Raw genomic sequence first — 18115 nt, forward strand, 5'->3', positions numbered from 1 at the left:
CGACCCTGTACTTCCACGTCCGGCATCCTTTCTGATTGGAACCTCGAATATCATCTTCCCGTGCTCGGCTCATTTTTGAAACCTTCCGCCTCCACCGCCGCTGGCAACCGCACCCACCATCGGTGTCACGAAGCGCAGCAACGCCGGCAACGCGAACAGGGCGACGACCATCAGCGAGACACCGGTAATCGTGTTCAAAAGCGCGTTACCACCAGCCAGCTCGGCGTCGATCAACCGGAAAGCCACCGCGTACACAATCGCTGCGGCTGGCTTGTAGAGGATGAAAGCGATGGTCCAGCCAATAGTTTTCTGGAACCACTGCCGCCCCATTTCCGTGTTGGTGAACGCCGCTGTCGTGGGCAGAATCCCGGCCAGAATGACGAGCATCCCGCTGCGGACCACCATCAACACGATCTGAGTAACAGAGGCGATAATTCCGATCAGTCCGAGGATGATCACCATGAACACGGCGACTTCCTCACCACCGGTCAACAGCATCGCCTGAATCGCAGGGGCGAACCCGGTTCCGTCCGTGGCCTGGTCAATGATCCAGGATGAGAACCCATCCGCGGCGATGATCAGGAAAGCGATCATCGCCAAACCCATCCCCGAAACCAGCGTCAACGTGAGGAGAGAGCGGACCAGCTCGCGCACAGGTGCCCCCCGCTGCTCCCACACCATACGAGTGCCCCCGACAATGACAGCGAGGACGGCCAGCGCCGCTGTCCAGTACCAAAGACCATCCTGCAGAAAGGAGACTGTAGGAGAGGCCGTCACACCATCCGTTGTTGTCAGATTGCTCGTCGGCATATCAACCCAGAAAGTCGCAAGCGTCGTAACGACCTGACTCAACGACTCGGCAATAGCGCGAGCCAAATTCTCGATTGCATCACCAACAGCTGTGCCAATCCAGCCCTCCGCTACCTCGCCACCTTGGCACCAGAGATCCCAGGGTGCACAGCCCTCCTCGTTCTCCATCAGAACTCGCCCCACCTGATGTAGTCATTAAGATTCTGGAGTTGCTGGAGTCCGGTGTTGCCAGTGGGAGGAAGGTTGATCTTCCAGTCACCGTCCTCCCAGACAAGTGGCGTCGGAAGCGACCCGAAAGAACCATTTTCCGTTTCGACCGCGATATCAACCGTGGCTTCCTGATCGGTATAGCCCCGGAGAATGAATCCTCTTATCTGCATGCTGGGAACGTTTTGCGAGCCGACTTCTTCCCCGTTGGCGATAGCTTCAAGGGCTTGATCTCGTACCGAGCTGTCAGCCGCGAGCTCTTGGTAAAGCTTTGCTGGATCTCCAAAGAATCCGGTTGCCCAAATGTTCGCAGCGGCGTAGAGCGCACCAGTTGGAGTTTGGGCGAAACAGGATCGGAAGCCGGTCTCGTCGGCCACACCAGGACCCGCCGTTTCCGGTGCGCTGGGAACGGCCATTGTTCCAACAAGTTCCCAGTCACTTTCGGGAGCTTCCCCGAGGGCAGTTTCGTCATTGTCTGGGAGGCCGCAGATGCTTTCGTCGGTTTCTTCTTCGGTCGGTGTGCCCGTTGAGCTGGGTGTGCTGTTGCTTGGTGCTGTTGTGCTTGCGTCCGGTTCGTCGTCCCCGCGTGGGAGGAAGGCGATGACGGCTACCGCGGCGATGAGCGCCACGATCAAAGCGGCGGAGAGGATGAATCCGGGTCGGGTGAAGGGGTTTCGTTTGTTGTCGGGGGTTGTTTCACTCATGGTGCCTCCTGTCCGGTTTAGACGAACGCGGTGACGAGTCCGGAGGCTCCTGCGACGATGACGCAGCCGGCGAGTACCCATCCGAGGCGGGCGAGGCCTTCGCCGCCTTCTCCGCGGCGGGTCTGGATCATCATGGTGATGCCGGCGATGATCACGCCAAGAACGCCGAGGGCGAGGGCGATCCATGCGGCCCACTTCAGGATGGTGAGCAGGCCTTCGGAGCCGGGAGGGGCCTCGCCGCCACCGGGGTTAGGGACTTGAGTGAGTACGTCAACAGCGGCAACTTGCATGCTGAGAGCGGAGTGGATCATGGTGAGACCTTTCAATTGGAGGCGACGCAGCTGGCCCTGTGTCAGGGCAGCAGTGAATTGATATCGGTGATGAATTTGCGGGTTTCCTGTGGCACCAGATCGGCGTCCACGGTGCCTGTGCGCCAGGCCTCAACCCATGGCAGATGCCACAGCCGCGGTGCACCCCCGCCGACAATGGTTGCGAGGTCGCGCAGCGGCTTCGGTAGTTTCCCCGGAGCATCGGCCAGCACGGCCAGTCCTAGCAGTTCCACTTCCGGCGGTTGCAGTGAGGTCCATTCGATGAGTGCCCGCCTGGCTGATTCCAGACCGTTCACGTTGGATCGACAGACCAGCAGGACGCGGGGAGGCATCTCCGCGCCCTCGACCACCGGCCAGGCATGCTCTGTGGGGCGGGACCCGTCGATCAAACGCGTTACCGCGTTCTCTCCCGCTCCCCCGTTTACACCAACGATCCAGAGCGCAGCGGAACCAGTGACATACCGGCGAGGAAGCCGGTCAGCTACATCAGGTTCCGGGATTCCGCGTTGTGGTGCGGCAGGTCCGGTCACTGCCGGTACGAAAGATGTAGAGGGTATGGGGGTCTCTGATTTACTGGGTGGAGCTACTGCAGCAATCCATCGATTAGACACATTCTTCAACTTACCAAGAAGTATTGATATTTGTGAACACTCGTTCGAGCGATAACTCTATTTCGATCTCTATGCCTAAAGGCGGAACCCGTCAGGGTTATCGAGCGGCGCGCTGGATGACGGAGGCCGGCGCGCCTGCGGTGCTCGTTACGGTGCTGCTGCTTCTGAGTAGCATCTCGTCGGTAAGTGGGATTAGAGGTGTCCTGTATGGCTTGATCGCTGTGCTGTTTGTGACCGGTCTTCCGCTCCTGTGCGTAGTTCTCCTTGCTAGGAGGGGTCGATTGGCGGACCACCACATCAGTGTTCGAACCCAGCGAGCTCCTGTGCTTGCGGGTGCTTGTCTGTCATTGCTGCTTGGGCTCGGTGTCTTGCAGTTGCTCGGTGCGCCGCTACAGCTGACCGTCATGATCCTGAGCGTGCTTGCCGGGATCCTCGCGGTGTTAGCGGTGAACCTGGTGTGGAAGCTTTCGGCTCATGCCGCAGTGGCGTCCTTCTTCATGATTGCAATGGTCATGATCTTCGGCTGGGTGGGTCTGGTCAGCGCCGTCGTTCCCCTGGCTGTCGGCTGGTCGCGTGTACGCCTCGGCGCTCACACCACACTGCAGGTACTCGCCGGCTTGACGGTAGGACTACTGATTGGCGCCGGATTCATGGCTTTGATGGTGTATTAGACGCGTGCTTTGCTGCGCGGGATGAGGTTCCGTTGCCGCCTTAGGTCCAGGCGCCGCGAGATCCACGACAGGGTCGGAGCCAGGGCGACAATAACCAGTGCGGTATATGTGACGGCGTCGATCGCAGGTTGCATGGGGAACCAGAAGTCCAACCCATGCCACACAGGCAGCGTCATCACCAGGCCGAAACCAGCGGCAAACAACCCGGCCGCCCATCGAGCTGACGGTATACGTGCAGTGCATCGGGCAGCGCGGGTGCATCCTCGAACGAGGGCGGCTGCGATGAAGGCCGGGTATAGCCTACTGACAAACCGGTAAGCCTCTACCCATGGTTGATCGGCGTAAGCGTTCAACCCCATCGAACTGGTCGGCACGTCGGCCAAGAAGAAGGTGGCGGCGGTGGCAGTAATGCATAGTGCCAGTACACGATTCCCAAGAGGGCCGGTGATCGTCTCTTTCGCCTCGAATGAGCCAACTGCTCCCGCGACGCGCAAGCCGACAATGGTGAAGACGCCGATCAGCATCACGCGGGATGCCAAGTTCGCGAGATTCATCCCGCCGAGAGCGGCGTCCACTGCGGCATAAATGTTCGGAATTGCCAGCGCGAGTACCGTGCTTATCAGCGCGAACGCAAAAAGAGAGGAACGATTGTGACCCCGCATGGCTGCTGGAACTCGAGTCAAGGTCAGAACTGAACACAAGACCAAAAGAACCCACGCCATCAGGGTTGAAGGACTCATCCGAGGTTCCCCCAAAACTCCTCAGCCTGTTGCTTATTGTGTTGCCTCTGCCAGTATCCCCGGTTCACCACCGTCAGTTTCCGGATGGCCAACGAAAACAAGTCGCTCTCCCCTAGTGCTCTTAGAGCTTCGAATCTGCCATTGGCGGGCCAACCGCCCTCGGCCTCCGTCAGTAGGCCGCCGACCACCAAGCCACTGGCTAATGACACGCCTGCTTGCCGCGCAATATCGACAGCCAATGGGGCGGCGAACTTGGTCTTCAGTCGAGTGGACAGGGTGGAAGCGGTAATGCCCAACCGCGCTGCCATGACGGAACGGAGATCGCCGGGATCTATGGCATCGACCCAGGAGCGCACCGAATCTTGCTGTGGAATGGGCCTCAGCATGGACGGCTCCATAGCGGACAAATCCCCTGCTCTTCCGAGCACCTCACGCAAAACATCGAGGTAGTGAACCTGACTGAGCAGTTCGGCCTCGGTCGGCACACTGGTCCCCGTCAAGAGGTCTACATATCCCTCAAAAGAGGACAACGCCTCCAGGGGGTCAAGGTTCTTGGCGCGAGCGGCGGAAATCACTGTGGATTCAGCGACCTTATTACGCACGATCTGTTGATGCAGCGTAGTTGACTTCAAGCCGCTCAATCGCGCCAGTTCTCGGGCGCTTACTTCAGGAAACCACTGATCGCTCCACCGCTGGAACTCGCGCGCGGAGACCGGCATCGGCGGCACCCTCCCGTGTGGACGACAAAAGTCAGTTGTTCATAGTCAACCACCCCTCAGTGTTCACAAAACTCTAAAATCTCTAGTACTTTGATAAACATAAACACGATTTGAGTTCGGGGGTACAGATGAAGCACACGGTCGCGGTTGCTTCGATCGTACTCGTGCCGGCATCCCTGCTCGGACTTACGTTCTCGCTCCTTCTGCTACCCGCCGAGAGCCCTTTAGCTGCAGCTGGCACTTGCACGGTGGCAAACACACCTGCCGTCACACCGGATGACCTGCCCATCCCGGAGGTTGCCGGATATTCGAGCACCCAGTTGATCAACGCTGCGTTGATCATCAACGCAGGAAAAGCTCTCAAGGTGAGCGTTAAGGGCCAGGCCATCGGAGTGATGGCCGCGATGGGTGAATCGAGCCTCCGGGTGCTCGACCGTGGCGACGGTGCAGGCCCGGATTCCCGCGGCCTCTTCCAGCAGCGCGATAACGGTGCGTGGGGATCTTACGAAGATCGTATGGACCCCACGACCAGCGCCACCAACTTCTTCAAAGCCCTCCAAAAGGTCGACGGTTGGGAATCCCTCTCCCCCACCGAAGCCGCCCACCGGGTACAGCGCAACGCCGACCCGTTCCACTACGAGCAGTACTGGGCAGACGCTATCGACGTCGTTGCCGCCGTCGCTGACATTGAAGGACTCGAAACCTGCCTCTCAGGTGGCCCGCAGCTCGCAGGTGTTGGCGACGACCTGCCCTGGCCTAACTCCCCGTTCTGCCCCATCGGTGGTACCTGCCCACCAGGTGCCGTCTCCCCACTGGGCATGTACAACCGCGAATGCACCGACTTTGCCCTCTGGCGGCTCAACAAAATGGCCGGGTCCACTTCCGACCCGTGGAAATTCCACAACTCAGACCTTGCCCTCGGCAACGCCGAAACGTGGATCAACGCCTGGCACCGCCAAGGCTGGGACACCGGACAGGAACCCCAAGTAGGAGCCGTGGCCTACTACGCCGCCAACGTCAGCGGAGCCGGAGCTGTGGGCCACGTCGCTATCGTCGCCGGAATCAACGACGACGGCACCGTGGCGATCGAGGAATACAACGGCATGGCACCGCCGAATGATCACCAGTACAGCACCCGCAACATTCAGCCCGGCGAAGTCAGCGCCTACCTCTACTTTCCCGGCGACGACTAAGGAGAACAGCCATGAAACCCCTCGCACCAGGCCAGCCCCGTAAGAAGCCTCTACGGGCCACCGCCCTCAGTGTGACAACCGCAGCGGTGCTGCTCTGCACAGCATGTTTCAGCGGAGACAGGACCGGCGCCAGCAGCGAGGAAACCACCATGCCAGAGCCAACACCCACCAGCACCTACACACCCTCGCACAGCGTCGGAGACGGCCCCCAGGCACCCATTACGGACGTGCCAGAGAATCCCGAATGGACACCCGAGGCTGAGGGCGCGGCCAAGGAAACAGCGGTGAACGCGATGCGGGACTTCGCCCGCCCTGGGGTCGAGGAAACCCAATGGGCGAACGACTTCGCCCGCTGGCTCACCCCTGACGCCACCGTTTCCTACTCGTCCGTGGACCCGGCCAACGTGCCAGTCACCGAAGTGACCGGACCGGCCACGCTGGAGGTCGATGAAACCAACGGGTTCGGCGTCATCGCCACAGTGCCCACCGATATAGGCGACTACCGTGTGCAGCTGCTCCGTCAGGGTCAGGATGAGCCGTGGAAGGTCAACCGGCTCTACCCGCCCGAAGGTGCCAACTAGCCAGAACGATCACACGAACGAACGATCCAACTCTTACCGATCCGCCTCTGACGTAAGGAAACCATCACCATGACCACCAGCCAGGTCGAAGTATCGGCCTTCCCCCATGTACGGGCGATAGTCAGCGCCAACGGCACCGGAGAAGTCGTCATCGCAGGGAACTCCCGGCCCATCGACGCACCCGACGAAACAGCACTGCGCCGCGAGGCCCTGACGATTGTTACTGATCTGGCCGGTGTGCTCAGCCGCCCGGTACGCGTCTACACCGAAGGCCCCGAAGGGGACGGGGAACTAGTCGTGCATCCGGACGGGAACATTGACGAAGTCGCAGCTGAAAGCAACGGCCGCAGACGCCGTGCTGAAACGCCCGTCAGCACACCAGCACCGCCGGTAACCTCAGTCCCGTCCTCAGTGCCCGCTCCAGCCGTGCAGGAGCCGCAGCCAGCGGCAACACAGCTCCCGCGGACTACCTCCCGCGACGCAACCGCAGCGCCCGACCAGCAGGACACATCAGCGGCGGTCACTCCAGCTCCAGACGTTCCTACACGCCGCAGCTTGAAGGAAACTTCCTTCCTCATTAGCGATCCAGTAGTCCAGCCGGCCACCCAGGGATTCCGTGGCCTCATGGCGCGCATGGGAATGCGCATGAGCCCATCCGAAGCGGAAATGGCCGAACGCGCCGACATTCACGCTGTCTCTCAGCACTGGCCCGGACCACGCACCATCGCCGTAGTAAACCGTAAGGGCGGGGCGAACAAGACACCGACCGTTGCCGCGCTGTCCGCCGTTTTCGCTCGATACGGCGGTGGCGGAGTGCTCGCGTGGGACAACAACGAGAACCAGGGCACTTTGGGTTGGCGCACCGAGCAAGGCCCGCACTCATCGAGTGTGCTGGATCTGCTGCGCGACAAAGAGCAGTTGCTCTCCCCTCTGGCTCACAACGCGCTGCTGGCGCACTACGTGCACCACCAGACCGAGGACAAGTACGACGTGCTGCGCTCTGATGAGAACGACGAAGGCGATCACGAGATCTCCGCTGATGAAGTAGACGCCGTTCACTCCGTGGCCGCGAAGTATTACCGGATGATCGTCATGGACTCCGGCAACACAGCCCGCGCCGCGAACTGGCGTGCCATGATCGGGCACACCAACCAGCTCGTCATCCCCACCACCACCATGGAAGACCGGGCAGAAGCCGCGAAGCTCACCTTGCAAACGCTCGCGGCAAGGGACGGACACTCGGCCAAGCTTGCTGAGAACGCCGTGGTGATCATCTCCCAGTGGAAGCCCGAAGACGGTGACGAAGCCCGCCGCATCGCGGCCGGCTTCGGACCGCTCGTCCGAGCCGTCGTAACCGTTCCCTACGATCCGGCCCTCAAAGCCGGCCGCATCCGCCACAACGCCCTTAAACCAGCCACACAGCGAGCCTGGCTCGCAGCTGCAGCCGCCGTCGCTAAAGGGTTGTGAATAGTAGTGGGATCATCAAGTCTCGTCGCGACACGCCGAGCACGGCAAAGTTCCGGGAACGGATCGGGAACGCCGAGAGCTTGGTCCGGATCGCACCATGAGTTATTCACAGGACCTGCGATACGACCTGAAAGGGTTCCATTACTTCCACGTGCGGACTACCCCGACCGCACGACAGCGCCCCAGCAGGTTTCTTTATCTGTTTTCAGTATTGGTTCCATTACTAACTTTGGAACCTCACCAGAGCCTGTAGATGGGTGTGAGGGTTTCCTCTGGAAGCAGACGGTGCTTCCGCGCCAGTACTGGGAACAGGGGTCAGAAGTGTCCGGACACGAGAAGTGCTCGAAGGTCCCACACAATGGCGAAGGACTTTGGTACTTTGCTCATGAGTTGAAAACAGTAATTGCTTTGAACCTTCTGGTGGATGCAATACGACATTCAACTTATGAGGATCCGCTGTGCGAATCACCGGCCAACTACAGGTCGAATGGACGCACTGAAGTAAAGGACAGATGGACGATGGCTACATCAGGACATCCCCGCGGAGGTGGGCGCCCCAGCAAGGGACCTCGTCAGTTCGTGGGCGGCAAGGTTCCTACGCGTATGGCCGAGCAGGTTGCTCGCGCAGCGGAGCTCGAGGGTCTAACCATCACCGACTTTATAGAGTCCGCTCTGGCTATGCGCCTACAGCATGTCGATCTGACCGCACGAGATAACCAGGAGGAACTGCCTATCGCAGTGGCCTCTTAACGCATGAAGAGGCCCGCACATGGCGGGCCTCTTATGACGAAGTTGCAGCCGTTCACCTAAATGCTTGCCGGCGACCAGGTGAAAAGCCAGTACAGATCCCTCACGGGATTTGCGTCAGATAAGTCCGAGGGCTTATCTGTTCCCCCTCATCGGAAGGAACATTCTCATCGTACAGCAGCGCATCTTCGCGCGCCCAGAACATTCAGAAACGGGCGCCCCGCGTGTCGCCTCGGTCAAAGATGACCCAGCGACCGTCTTTGCAGCTCTCGCGCCACTCCTGGCCGGGCAACCACGCATCCGCATCTCCAAAGACGGAGGTCGGAGCTACCCCCTACACAATGAGCGGGACCTGACCGATAAAGCACCTACTATGCCGGCAGCAGTACGCATCTTCGGCAAGGACGGGACCTGTCGAGCGCTCTTTTTCGACTTCGACTCATCCGTGGATGGCATCGACCGGGTGGACGCCGAGGTTCACCTCTTCACCAGCTGGCTGTACAAGCACAGCATTCGCTGGATCGCCGACCACTCCCCCAACGGCGGGCGCCACATCTACGTTCCGCTCGCTGAACGCCTACCCTTCCATGAGGCCCGTGAGCTTGTCGAAGCCATAGGCACCCGATACCGAAGCCTGGATAAGTCCCCCCACCAGAGCATCGACCGCGGATGTATGCGCACCCCTGGTGCCATACACAAGCGCGGCGGCTACCAGGTACTCGATATGAGTCTTTCCATGGCCTACGACATCGTGCGCCGGCCCAACGCCGCTCGACTGATCCAGTCCCTCAGGAACGACCTTCAGGCTGAGATAGCCGGTGTGCGCGCGCTCCGGCTCGAACAGACGTATGAGGGGCCCAAGGACGACGGAGCAAAGATCGACGGCCCGCACCGCCGGATGTCACGTCGGATGCTCGACATCGCCACCAAGGGGATGTACGACACAGCACGCTACAGCTCGCCCTCTGAGGCACGTCAGGCTGTCCTGGTTGCAGCGGCCGCCGCTGGGTTGTCCATTACAGATGTCGACCGGCGGATGAAGCAGGGGCTCTGGCCAGGTCTCGCCCAGTTCTTTGCACGTTACTCAACCTCACACCGTGCGGCTGCCTTCAAACGCGACTGGGACAAAGCAACCCATCACGTCAGGGCGAATCGGACGCTCAACGTACCGGGTAAGGACAATGTCCGTAAATACCCCACTAGCCAGCCAAATACACAGCCCCAGGGGATTCTTGGTTCTCCACCCATCGGTTCCGATCACGAACACAGATTTATCCGGACTTGGCGCAATGCCCTAGCTATCGCGGAAGTGCGTTACAGAGGAACTCGACAAGGTTTGGCGCGAAGGATGGTCCTTCGCGCCCTCGGTGCTGCAGCGCATATGACAGGCAGCAGGTTCATCGAGTTCGGTGTCCGGTCGATCGCCGTTGCCACCGGAATGGACCACACCACTGTCGCTGCCCACCTGAGAGACCTGCGCCATGAGCCAGAACCGCTCATTACCCAGGTCGTCGAAGCCAAGGGCACACACGCCGACCAGTACATGCTCACGCTTCCGGCAAACCTTCAGAGCGCTGCAGAAGCGATGTCTTGGCGTGCCGGCAAACTCCACTCCCTCCGCCCAGCCTTCAGGGAGCTCGGCCTGCCGTCCGCGTTCGTATACGAGGCGCTCGAACAATCCCCCACTCCCCTATCCACCACGCAGTTGGTGGAAGCAACGGCCCTGAGTCGGACTGCGGTCACCGAGGCCCTGGAGATCCTCGCCGCCTGGAAGCTGGTATCCCGCGGCGATCCGGAGAATCGCGGTTGGTCGATCGACCCGTCCGGTAGCTTGGCCTGGGTCGCCGAGTATCTGGGGGTAATCGACGCCGTCACCGCTCAAATCACCCGCTACCAGGAGGAACGTGCAGTCTGGCACTCCTGGCTTGCCGGACGCTCCATCGAAGGGCAACCACTCCTCTCCCCCGGCGACTCCTATCCCTGGCATCTCGCTGAGCCTCCCCCAGATGATTGGGAGCTCTCGGAGATGGCATTCCTCCTGGCCGGATAAAACTACCATTACTTCTGTTACATCCATTAGTGGCAACGGTGGCAACGGTTCTACTCCCCCACCGAACCCCTACCCCATTGCAACCTGGCTTGCTGAGGCCGGCCGAAACTTCCCATTACTCCTGTCGCTTCCGAACCTGGGATAGCTTCCACGCGAATCAACAGCAGCAATGGAACCATTATGTGAAATGGAAGTTTCGCCACCAACGGCCCCTTTCCACCTACTTAAGGTTGTCCCCGAAACTTCCCTTACTACCGAAGGTCCAGATGAGCGTTCTACTAAACCCACTGCCCGGTCGGTGAAACGCCGCGGGCTCCTGCTACTGGATAAGCTCATCGTGACCGGACAAGCACAACTTTGAGCACCGAACAGCCCTCAAGCCGACCGGCCTCTTGAGCCATGTGATCGGAGAGGCCTAGGACGCGTACAGCTGCTCGAATGGGTGGACGGGGAGAAGTAATGGTTCCATTGCTCACATTTGTAGTGGTTGCGGGAGGTAATGGAAGTTGCGGTAGTAATACACCCAATGCTGCCGTAACTTCCGTTGTCAGTAAGGAAGTTACGGAAGTTGTGGAAGCCTAAAAATCAATAGAAGTCTTAAAAGTAACGGAAGTTTTTAGACCGGCCTCGTCCTACTTCCACCTTGAGCATGCAGGGCGCTGGAGCCAGCCTTGCATGGCTGAAATTCGTTGCGGGCCTGCTTCAAGAAGTAATGGAAGTTTTGTCGTCGTATCCCGACGCCCTTGCCAGGAGCGCCGTATGTAGGCGTTGATTCACTGCGCTCTGGGACAATTCGCCGTAATGGAACCGTTGCTACCTTTCAACGAGACCGTCTGGAGTGTGTCGCGGGCAGTGATGGCAGTATCGGCCAAAAGAGACCATTGGAAGCATTGGTTCCATTCAGACTCGCGCAAGGCGCTACCAACGGTAGTAATGGAAGTAAATGGGATCTTCGGTGCGGCTTCCGATAGTAGCCACGAGGACATAGTCTTCGTCAGGCTTAATACTTCCTTTGGTACCAAAGCTACCAAAGGTTCCAAAGATACCGACGGTAGTAATGGAAGTTCGACTACCATTTCGCCGTCGTCCCGCGTGGCGCGAACTGGGAACAGCCGGCCGCTACTACTGTGGAGAAAAATCGGTCTTGCCGGCCCGGTTCGTCCCTGACCAGGACGCTTCCTGTCAGTCTCGGCTCGACCGCAGCGCGTGACTACGGAAGGTACTGGCAGATGCCGGCGAGAATCATTGCAGTTTGCAACCAGAAGGGCGGGGTCGGTAAGACTACCGTCGTCACCGGGCTGGCCGAGTCGTTCTCGCAGAAGCTCGGCAAATCTGTTCTAGTGATCGACGCAGACCCTCAACGGAACACTACTTCGGCGATGGGCGTGACCGAGCCAGAGTTCACCCTGAATGACGTCCTCTATGGGGATCCGGACAACAACCAGAAGATTGCCCCTGGCGTAGCCGGGGATGCGATCATCCCGGCGGGCGAGGAATGGCAAGCCAGAGCGGACAGGGGAGAGAACTACCCCACGGTTGACCTCATAGCTTCAGAGCGGAACCTTGCTTCCCGGGAGCGCGATTCCATGATGGCCCGCGAGCACCGTTTGCGCATCGCGTTGAAGGGGGTTGCCGACCAGTACGACATCGTGTTGATCGACTGCCCGCCCTCATTGGGCCTCCTGACCGTGAACGCGCTGACCGCCGCCAGCCATGCACTCCTGGTCACTGAACCTCGCGTCTCGTCAGTCGAAGGACTGTCGGAGATCGTGACAACCATTGCGGAGGTACAGGAGAACCTAAACGAGGACATCGAGCTGGTCGGCGTCATTGTAAACAAGGAGCGCAAGGGTCGGTCCGATCAGACCTACTGGATCAACAAAGTGCGCAGCGACTTCGGCGACCTCGTGCTGGATCCGCCGCTGCCCGACCGCGAAATTTTCGCCAGGTCTCAGGCAGCATCCCACCCCCTCAGGTCATTCGGATCGGTAGCGAACATCCTCCGGTCCGATCTTGAGCAGCTCGCACAGTTGATCTGGAAGGGGAGTGGGGAATGAGCCGCCCTGATCCCGCACCCAGAAGGGGAGGGGAGGTGGACCCGCTGGCGAAGCTGCGCCCCAAAGGTATGAAGAAGGCGCCCTCGCGCAGCGTTGTCGAAGAGATGGGTGCGGCTACCGAACCACCACCGCCGGCCCCCACCCTCCACGCCGTGACAAGTGCCAGGGATGAGCCGGAGTCTGTCCCTGGACCGGCGGCTGAATCGGCGAGGCCGACCTATCAGCAGGAACAGCCCGTGCAGCCCATTCCAGCACCTGAGCCACCGCGCAGGGCAGATCCCGAGCCGAGGGAGCCGGAGGTTGCGCAACAGTCCGCTGAGCCTGCCTCTGTGAGTGCTCAGAAGAAGCTGAAGAAGACTGGGTACTGGGAGCCGCCAGAGTTCGGTGAGCGCATGCGCGCTGCGTTCGTGGACACATCCGCGGCAGAGGGCCACGAATCCCTCTCGGCGTTCATTTGTTCAGTGCTAGAACGTGAAGTCGAACGTCTCGAGGAAAAGTACAACGGCGGGGAGCGGTACAGGAAGGGCGCACGGGGCGTACGCCGCGGACGACCCGTGGGCAGCTGACGGGCTGTTGCCCATTGCAACGACCACCAAGCGCGAGGAATAGGACTTCACTTCGTTCGGGCTGACAGGAAACCTACTCTGTTTTGCTGCTGTCCTTCGGATTGTGCGTGCCTGCTCCGCAGCGTCAACCGGCTGGCGCCGGCTGCGGGCACCCCAATCCCTGTCCCGCGCTCCTGCGTCGCTTATTTCCTCCCAGGATTGGCGCACTCCTTGCACCTACGGCGTTGAGCACTGCTCCGTCAGGCACAGCTGCGCGTTGCTCCGCCAGCAGGCAAAACAACGACGGGGGAGAGGGGTAACTGCTGGTACACCACAGCCCAGCTTCCCCACCTGCGAAAGAGGAGCACACATCTCATGACCGATCTGGAAATGATCGACCCGGCCACCCTGACCATCGACGCGAACGTCCGCGCCGACGTCCAGCTCGACAAGGCGTTCCTGGCTTCGATCAAGGAGCACGGCGTCATCCAGCCCGTCGTCGCCCACCGTGGTGAGGACGGGGGAGCTCACGTCCTGTACGGGCAGCGGCGCACTCTCGCCGCCGTCGAAACGAAACAGCCACTGATCCCGGTGTATGTGGTGGACAGCCTCACCGAAGCGGACCGGTTGGCCAAGCAGGTCGTGGAAAATGACCACCGCCAGGCGCTCACGGATCACGACCGGGCCGAAGCGTTCCACCAACTCTCACTGCTGGGGGTCTCGGCCACGCAGATCGCCCGGAAAACCGGGGCGAAGAAAGCCACTGTCGATTCGGCGCTAAAGGTCCGTACCAGCGACACCGCCACAGCAGCCCTCGCCAACGGCATGACGCTGGAGATGGCCGCCGTCATTGAAGAGTTCCACGGCGACGAGGACGCGATCGCCAAGCTCGAGCAGGTCGCGGATCAGAATCCGCAGGGCTTCGACCACACGGCCCAGCGGCTCCGCGACGACCGCACGCGCGCCGCCCTGATCGCAGAAGCCACCGCCGAAGCCGAAGCGCAGGGCTTGAAGGTCGTGGACGAGGATGTGTCCTACTGGGACTACAAGGGCGCGATGGCCCGCATCAGCGACCTGCGCACCAGGGAGGGTGAACCACTCACCGTTGAGGATGCCGACGCCGTGCACATCGGCTGGTCCTATCTGGGCGAGGTCCGTGTCACCTACCTGAACACCGATTGGAAAGCCGCGGGCTTCACCAAACTCGGCGCGGCCCGGTCAGGGAAAATGACCGAGGAGGAAAAAGCCGAACGGCGCACCGTGATCGAGAACAACAAGGCGTGGGACGCCGCCACAAGCGTACGCATCGAGTTCGTCCAGAAGCTCCTGAAAGCCAAAACCACACCCAGGGGAGCGCTCAAATTCGTTGCCCAGTCCATGGGAGCGCACGGATATACGGTCGCTGATGGGCTGTCCAAGCACAGCGGTTTCGCCGCCGAGTTGCTCGGAGTCGCTAACGAGTACGGGGCGCTGACCGTGATCACCGGCAAGGCGACCGCGAAGCACGAGACCAACGTCCTCGCCGTGGTCCTGGCCGGGTTCGAGAAGAGCCTGTCCCGCGCCTCATGGCGCAACCCGTGCAGCACGGCCAAGGACTACCTCAACCAGCTAGCTGTCTGGGGTTACACGCTCAGCGACGTGGAAACCCTCATCACCAACCACGGAAACACAGAAACACAGGAAACTGTAAACACAGAAACCAGTGCCACCAATGAAGCCCCGACGCCGGGGGAGACGTTCGAGGACGTCCAGACGGATGAGGAAGAACTGATCGCGGAGGAAACCGGGTACGCCGAAGCGAGCTGACCTAGGGGTGCTGCCCGGCCCGGACGGAGCCGGCCCAGGCGAATGACCTGGTGACTCGCTCGCTCCCACCAGGAAACGGGCCTCACTGCGTTCGGACTGACGCCCTGTGAATCGATCAGGTGAGCGGCCCTTCGCTTCGCTGCGGCCTGATAATGCCGGGCGCTCCTGCGTCACACCCGGCATTTGGTTCTTGTTTTGCTGCTGTCCTTCGGATTGTGCGTGCCTGCTCCACCAGCTCAACAGCTGACGCTGCTGCGTGCCCCGCAGAAGGGTGTCCGGCGCTCCCACGGTCGCTTATTTCCTCCCACCTTCCACGGACCCCTTGCCCTGACGGGTTGCCCTGGTTCCGTCAGGCACAGCTCCGCGATGCTTCGCCAGCAGGCAAAACAACGACGGGGGAGAGGGAAACCTACCTGCTGGATCACCACCGGGCAGAACCTCCCTACCCTGCGACAAAGGAGCACATCGTGAACACCACCAGCCACCCACACCCCCGCTACGGCGCGGTGACCCGTTTCGTGTCCGTCCCCGACACCGGCCGGACCGTCAACATCGCCGGGTACGCCGCCCCCGTGCAGGAACTGCGGGAAGTCACCGAGTACCGGGAACTGGGGAAACTCACCGCCTGCAACCTCCTGTTGAGCGGGGATAACCCACACCGGGACCGCGCCCGCGCACGGTTCACCATCGACACGACCACCGGCCTCAGCCACTGACCACCGGGAAGGACACCGATCATGACCATCACGCGCATGCTGACCCGTACCGTCACCGCCGACACCACCGAGACCATCACCGCCCCCGCGCTGCCCGCCGACGACAGGACCGGCGATGGGTACGACTGGATGAACACCCTGAACGGCTCCGGCTGGGTGCCACTGCCCGGGTGGGGGAGTGAGGGCTGGGACGCTGGAGCCTGGCCCTACATCATCTTCACCGTGGCACGGCATCGCGACGAGGTAGGGGAGCTGTTCGGGTACGGAACTTACGTTGAAGGCGACACCCGCGCCCACTGGTACCGCTCCCAGGAGGCATGCTTCGAAGCGCTCACGGAGGACGTGTTCTTCCACTGGAAATCCGGCCAATCCCACGGCCCCCAGAACCTCCCGCCGACCGCCGCCGGGCTGGCCGCCAGGGACCGCCAGCCGTACGACCCGGCCTTCTAACCCGCTTACGGGGACGAGTGCCCCTGCCACCTTCGGGCGGTGGGGGTGCTGTCTGGCCCGGACGGAGCCGGCCCAGACGAGAAGGGCACTGGTGACTCGCCCGCTCGCACCAGGAAACGGGCCTGCGCTACCGCTCCGGACAGTAGCTGCCGGCGGCTCCTGCGTCACCGCCGGCAGGGTCTTTTTGGTTTTTTGCTGCTGTCCTACGGATTATGTGTGCCCGCTCCACCGGGTCAACAGCTGCGCTGCTGCATCCGCCCAGAAGGTGTCCGGCGCTCCTGCGTCGCTTATTTCCTCCCACCTTCTGGGCTCCTTTGCCCCTTGCGGGGTTGACCCGGCTCCGTCGGGCACAAGCAAGCGAGCTTGCCAGCAGGCAAAACAACGACGAGGGGAGAGGGCAACTGCTGGACCACCACAGCCCGAAACCCCACTCTGCGACTAAGGAGCACCACATCATGGGAAAGACCCCACTGTCTGTTTCGTCCCCGGCCGACATTCTGGCCTACGTCCTGCACACCCTCGGCTTCACCCCGCAGGATTCATTCGTGTTCCTGACCATGCACGGCAAGCGGGTCGGCGCGACCCTGCGCCTCGACGCACCCGGGGACGAGGTCAGCCCCGCCCAGTACACGGCAACCGTCCAGCACTACTTGGCCCACGACCGGGAGGCGGACGGCGTCCTGTTCATCGCCTACACCGACCGGGTCACCATCGACGGCACCAAACCCTACAGCGAGCACTCCACCGCCATCGACACCGCCCTCGACCACGCGGGGACACCGATCCGCGACAGCTGGCTGGTGACCAGTGAGCACTGGGAAACCTACTTCTGCCAGGACCCGGACTGCTGTACCCCGCGCCCGCTGGATGAGGTCACCGACAGCATGCTCAACGCCCACCTGATCTACGAGGGCTCCAACCCCACCGCCGGGACCATCACCATCCCCGACTACACCGGGAACACCACTCAAACCCTCGACCGGATCGGGGACATCATCACCGGGTGGACCATCACCGACCCCGCCGACTGGAGTGCTCCGGTCATGACCGAATGCCGGGCACTGTGGCAGGAAACCCTCGGCGTAGTCCCGGATGAGGACACGGCCCTGCACCTGATTGCGGCCCTGCACGCCCCGGCGGTACGGGACCGGATCATCGCCGACACCATCAGCACCGACGATGACCCCGATACGTTCGCCGAGGTCGTGATCGGACGCTACCCCGGACGCCCCGACTGGGACCGCGTCGACGCCACCCACGACCTCCTGGCCGGGCTCCTCTCGTCCACCCCGCCCGAAGCCCGGGCACCGTTGTTCGCGTTCCTCGGCTGGATCCACTGGTACAAGGGCCGCTCCTCGATTGCCGCCCAGTACCTCACCACAGCGCAGGACACCGACCGGGAGCACCGGCTCACACAGCTGCTGACCCAGCTCGTGAACACCGGAACCCTCCCCGCATGCGTCACCAGCAAGGACACCGCCTACCAGCGCTAACGTAAGGCTCTAGGGTTGAAGAGACACCCTAGGGTTGAAGAGCTGGGGCAGGGAATGGAACGGGTTCCCTGCCCCAGCTTCCCCTTGGGTGAGCGGCGGCGGCCTCCCCCGCTGGCGCACTGAGGAAAGATGGGTTTCAGGTGGCAAGGGAGGGGTTCCTGACTTACCCGCTGCGTGACGGCTGGCATCTCTTTCGGTGCTTGCTGGTCTATGAGGAGA

The 18115-nt window shown here is 61.4% G+C and carries 18 protein-coding genes; 12 read left to right on the top strand and 6 right to left on the bottom strand.

Annotated features, from left to right (window positions below):
• Nucleotides 1–69: 69 nt before the first annotated feature.
• Genes P4U43_RS14935 through P4U43_RS14950 form a run of 4 tightly spaced genes read right to left on the bottom strand, consistent with a single transcriptional unit; the run spans nt 70 to nt 2580 of the window.
• Nucleotides 70–978, bottom strand: a complete 909-nt coding sequence (locus P4U43_RS14935) for a hypothetical protein (RefSeq protein ID WP_277359443.1) — start codon at nt 976–978, stop codon at nt 70–72.
• Entirely contained in the window at nt 978–1721 is a 744-nt protein-coding gene (locus P4U43_RS14940; RefSeq protein ID WP_277359444.1) for a hypothetical protein, read from the bottom strand. The genes P4U43_RS14935 and P4U43_RS14940 overlap by 1 nt, the downstream gene beginning before the upstream one ends.
• 17 nt (nt 1722–1738) lie before the next feature.
• Nucleotides 1739–2032: a hypothetical protein gene (locus tag P4U43_RS14945; protein ID WP_277359445.1), complete on the bottom strand. Its 294-nt coding sequence runs from the start codon at nt 2030–2032 to the stop codon at nt 1739–1741.
• Nucleotides 2033–2073: 41 nt separating this feature from the next.
• Nucleotides 2074–2580 carry a DUF6668 family protein gene (locus P4U43_RS14950; RefSeq protein WP_277359446.1) on the bottom strand — a complete coding sequence of 169 codons (507 nt, stop codon included), beginning with the start codon at nt 2578–2580 and terminating at the stop codon, nt 2074–2076.
• A 362-nt stretch (nt 2581–2942) separates the two neighbouring features.
• Between P4U43_RS14950 and P4U43_RS14955 the strand changes: the two genes are divergently transcribed.
• Entirely contained in the window at nt 2943–3332 is a 390-nt protein-coding gene (locus tag P4U43_RS14955) for a phosphatase PAP2 family protein (protein WP_277359447.1), read from the top strand.
• Here the strand turns inward: P4U43_RS14955 and P4U43_RS14960 are convergent.
• Together P4U43_RS14960 and P4U43_RS14965 are read right to left on the bottom strand one after the other, a co-directional pair.
• Complete coding sequence (locus tag P4U43_RS14960; protein WP_277359448.1) at nt 3329–4072, bottom strand: hypothetical protein; 744 nt, start codon at nt 4070–4072, stop codon at nt 3329–3331. The two genes, P4U43_RS14955 and P4U43_RS14960, sit on opposite strands and share 4 nt — an antisense overlap.
• A complete protein-coding gene (locus P4U43_RS14965) occupies nt 4069–4791 on the bottom strand; it encodes a hypothetical protein (RefSeq protein ID WP_277359449.1) in 723 nt (240 codons plus the stop codon). The genes P4U43_RS14960 and P4U43_RS14965 overlap by 4 nt, the downstream gene beginning before the upstream one ends.
• A gap of 248 nt (nt 4792–5039) precedes the next feature.
• On the opposite strand from P4U43_RS14965, the gene P4U43_RS14970 reads away from it, so the two are divergent.
• The 11 genes from P4U43_RS14970 to P4U43_RS15020 all read left to right on the top strand — a co-directional run bounded on the left by P4U43_RS14970 (nt 5040) and on the right by P4U43_RS15020 (nt 17896).
• On the top strand, nt 5040–5984 hold the full coding sequence (locus P4U43_RS14970) for a CHAP domain-containing protein (RefSeq protein ID WP_277359450.1): 945 nt from the start codon (nt 5040–5042) through the stop codon (nt 5982–5984).
• A gap of 11 nt (nt 5985–5995) precedes the next feature.
• Nucleotides 5996–6565 carry a hypothetical protein gene (locus tag P4U43_RS14975; protein ID WP_277359451.1) on the top strand — a complete coding sequence of 190 codons (570 nt, stop codon included), beginning with the start codon at nt 5996–5998 and terminating at the stop codon, nt 6563–6565.
• Between the two features lie 69 nt (nt 6566–6634).
• Entirely contained in the window at nt 6635–8032 is a 1398-nt protein-coding gene (locus P4U43_RS14980; RefSeq protein ID WP_277359452.1) for a MinD/ParA family ATP-binding protein, read from the top strand.
• A 519-nt stretch (nt 8033–8551) separates the two neighbouring features.
• Nucleotides 8552–8782, top strand: a complete 231-nt coding sequence (locus tag P4U43_RS14985; RefSeq protein ID WP_277359453.1) for a hypothetical protein — start codon at nt 8552–8554, stop codon at nt 8780–8782.
• A 370-nt stretch (nt 8783–9152) separates the two neighbouring features.
• Nucleotides 9153–10829: a MarR family transcriptional regulator gene (locus P4U43_RS14990; protein ID WP_277359454.1), complete on the top strand. Its 1677-nt coding sequence runs from the start codon at nt 9153–9155 to the stop codon at nt 10827–10829.
• A gap of 1229 nt (nt 10830–12058) precedes the next feature.
• On the top strand, nt 12059–12886 hold the full coding sequence (locus P4U43_RS14995; RefSeq protein WP_277359455.1) for a ParA family protein: 828 nt from the start codon (nt 12059–12061) through the stop codon (nt 12884–12886).
• Nucleotides 12883–13452, top strand: a complete 570-nt coding sequence (locus P4U43_RS15000) for a ParB family protein (RefSeq protein ID WP_277359456.1) — start codon at nt 12883–12885, stop codon at nt 13450–13452. Before P4U43_RS14995 ends, P4U43_RS15000 begins: the two co-directional genes overlap by 4 nt.
• A gap of 354 nt (nt 13453–13806) precedes the next feature.
• On the top strand, nt 13807–15237 hold the full coding sequence (locus P4U43_RS15005) for a ParB/RepB/Spo0J family partition protein (protein WP_277359457.1): 1431 nt from the start codon (nt 13807–13809) through the stop codon (nt 15235–15237).
• A 467-nt stretch (nt 15238–15704) separates the two neighbouring features.
• The gene (locus P4U43_RS15010) at nt 15705–15953 is read left to right on the top strand and encodes a hypothetical protein (protein WP_277359458.1); all 249 of its coding nucleotides are present in this window, start codon (nt 15705–15707) and stop codon (nt 15951–15953) included.
• 21 nt (nt 15954–15974) lie between these two features.
• Complete coding sequence (locus P4U43_RS15015) at nt 15975–16403, top strand: hypothetical protein (protein WP_277359459.1); 429 nt, start codon at nt 15975–15977, stop codon at nt 16401–16403.
• 455 nt (nt 16404–16858) lie between these two features.
• Nucleotides 16859–17896 (top strand): DUF4192 domain-containing protein, encoded by a 1038-nt coding sequence (locus P4U43_RS15020; protein WP_277359460.1) that lies wholly within the window; start codon nt 16859–16861, stop codon nt 17894–17896.
• Nucleotides 17897–18115: the final 219 nt, after the last annotated feature.

Origin of the sequence: Arthrobacter vasquezii, from assembly GCF_029455255.1 — a bacterium.
Lineage (GTDB): Bacteria > Actinomycetota > Actinomycetes > Actinomycetales > Micrococcaceae > Arthrobacter_D > Arthrobacter_D parietis.

Excerpts from the sequence above, each read along its gene's own strand:
- P4U43_RS14940 (WP_277359444.1), bottom strand. The coding sequence starts at position 1,721 with ATGAGTGAAACAACCCCCGACAACAAACGAAACCCCTTCACCCGACCC.
- P4U43_RS14990 (WP_277359454.1), top strand. The coding sequence starts at position 9,153 with ATGCCGGCAGCAGTACGCATCTTCGGCAAGGACGGGACCTGTCGAGCG.
- P4U43_RS14960 (WP_277359448.1), bottom strand. The coding sequence starts at position 4,072 with ATGAGTCCTTCAACCCTGATGGCGTGGGTTCTTTTGGTCTTGTGTTCA.
- P4U43_RS14980 (WP_277359452.1), top strand. The coding sequence starts at position 6,635 with ATGACCACCAGCCAGGTCGAAGTATCGGCCTTCCCCCATGTACGGGCG.
- P4U43_RS15020 (WP_277359460.1), top strand. The coding sequence starts at position 16,859 with ATGGGAAAGACCCCACTGTCTGTTTCGTCCCCGGCCGACATTCTGGCC.
- P4U43_RS14965 (WP_277359449.1), bottom strand. The coding sequence starts at position 4,791 with ATGCCGGTCTCCGCGCGCGAGTTCCAGCGGTGGAGCGATCAGTGGTTT.
- P4U43_RS14975 (WP_277359451.1), top strand. The coding sequence starts at position 5,996 with ATGAAACCCCTCGCACCAGGCCAGCCCCGTAAGAAGCCTCTACGGGCC.
- P4U43_RS14945 (WP_277359445.1), bottom strand. The coding sequence starts at position 2,032 with ATGATCCACTCCGCTCTCAGCATGCAAGTTGCCGCTGTTGACGTACTC.
- P4U43_RS14935 (WP_277359443.1), bottom strand. The coding sequence starts at position 978 with ATGGAGAACGAGGAGGGCTGTGCACCCTGGGATCTCTGGTGCCAAGGT.
- P4U43_RS15005 (WP_277359457.1), top strand. The coding sequence starts at position 13,807 with ATGACCGATCTGGAAATGATCGACCCGGCCACCCTGACCATCGACGCG.
- P4U43_RS14985 (WP_277359453.1), top strand. The coding sequence starts at position 8,552 with ATGGCTACATCAGGACATCCCCGCGGAGGTGGGCGCCCCAGCAAGGGA.
- P4U43_RS15000 (WP_277359456.1), top strand. The coding sequence starts at position 12,883 with ATGAGCCGCCCTGATCCCGCACCCAGAAGGGGAGGGGAGGTGGACCCG.
- P4U43_RS15015 (WP_277359459.1), top strand. The coding sequence starts at position 15,975 with ATGACCATCACGCGCATGCTGACCCGTACCGTCACCGCCGACACCACC.
- P4U43_RS14995 (WP_277359455.1), top strand. The coding sequence starts at position 12,059 with ATGCCGGCGAGAATCATTGCAGTTTGCAACCAGAAGGGCGGGGTCGGT.